The sequence below is a fragment of the Marinifilum sp. JC120 genome (genome assembly GCA_004923195.1).
Lineage (GTDB): Bacteria > Desulfobacterota > Desulfovibrionia > Desulfovibrionales > Desulfovibrionaceae > Maridesulfovibrio.
Map to the genome: position 1 here is coordinate 1 of RDSB01000076.1, position 1,163 is coordinate 1,163.

At 47.7% G+C, this 1,163-nt stretch carries 1 protein-coding gene; it reads right to left on the reverse strand.

Features of this window, described 5'->3' with window-relative positions; translation table 11 throughout:
- Window positions 1-51 precede the first annotated feature (51 nt).
- Window positions 52-1,023, reverse strand: coding sequence for a P-type conjugative transfer ATPase TrbB (trbB, locus tag D0S45_20440; GenBank protein ID TIH08824.1), 972 nt, complete (start codon window positions 1,021-1,023; stop codon window positions 52-54).
- Window positions 1,024-1,163: the final 140 nt, after the last annotated feature.

Here is a 1,163-nt window from a genome sequence, read left to right on the forward strand (position 1 = left end):
GAAGCTATTTCCGGGAACAGTAAAATTACCAATAAAATTAGTAAGTTTATTTTAGCTTTGTTTTTCATTGTGAATGTACTCCAACATGTATTTTTGCTTTATCGGGTCGTAGCCGGATACCGTTGCCACTTGGGTGACCGCGCGGCCTATCCGTGTGCGGCAAATGAAAATTATAAAATCCACGGCAGAGCCGATCAGATGCGGCATGGGAGATTTTGAAGCCTCGGAAATAAGCTGCTCAATACGGAAGAGTCCTTCTGCCGCAGAGTTGGCGTGAACCGTTGCTATCCCGCCGGGGTGACCTGTGTTCCATGCCTTGAGCAGATCCAGAGCTTCCCCTCCGCGTACTTCGCCCACGAGTATCCGGTCCGGGCGAAGTCTCATTGTCGCCCGGACCAATGTCTGGATGGAGGTGTGTTTGTTTGCCCGTAGGAAAAGTGTGTTCTGGGATTGGCTTTGTAGCTCCGCAGTATCTTCAATGATGATCAGGCGCGCGTCCGGTTCAATTTCAGAAATCGAATTGATGACTCCATTAACCAGAGTCGTTTTTCCGGAACCGGTACCGCCCACCACCACAATGTTCTTTTTCGCAGTTACGGCAGCCTTTATTGAATCCATGACTTTCAAGGTCATGATTTCATTTTCCACATAATCTTCCAGCGGGAAGACTTTGCTGGCCTTTTTGCGGATAGTGAAAGAGGCCGCCTTGACGATGGGAGGAAACAATCCTTCAAAGCGACTGCCGTCAATGGGCAGTTCTCCTTCAACTATTGGAGATTCTTTCGTGACTGTGGTTTCCAGAGAACTTGCGACAAGTGATATGATCATTCTTGTCTGGCTGGGCTGAATGTCTCCAACCTCTTTCATTTCTTCGCCAAGTTTTTCAATCCACAGTTTGCCATCAGGGTTAACCATGATCTCAACAACATCCGGATCTTCAAGMGCGGTCATTATGATGGCCCCCATGTTGTGGCGAAGGTTYTCAATAAGACGGTCRTCTTGTTCAGTCATCGCACCATTCATTATGAACCCCACACAATGACTGAAAGTGAAGTGGCAATGGCGAGGCCAAGAACGACTCCAGAGAAGATAGCCAACCCTTTCATGAATCCACGCAAGCTATCCATTTGTTCTTGATGTGCTTTGACCACGCTTAAGCAATT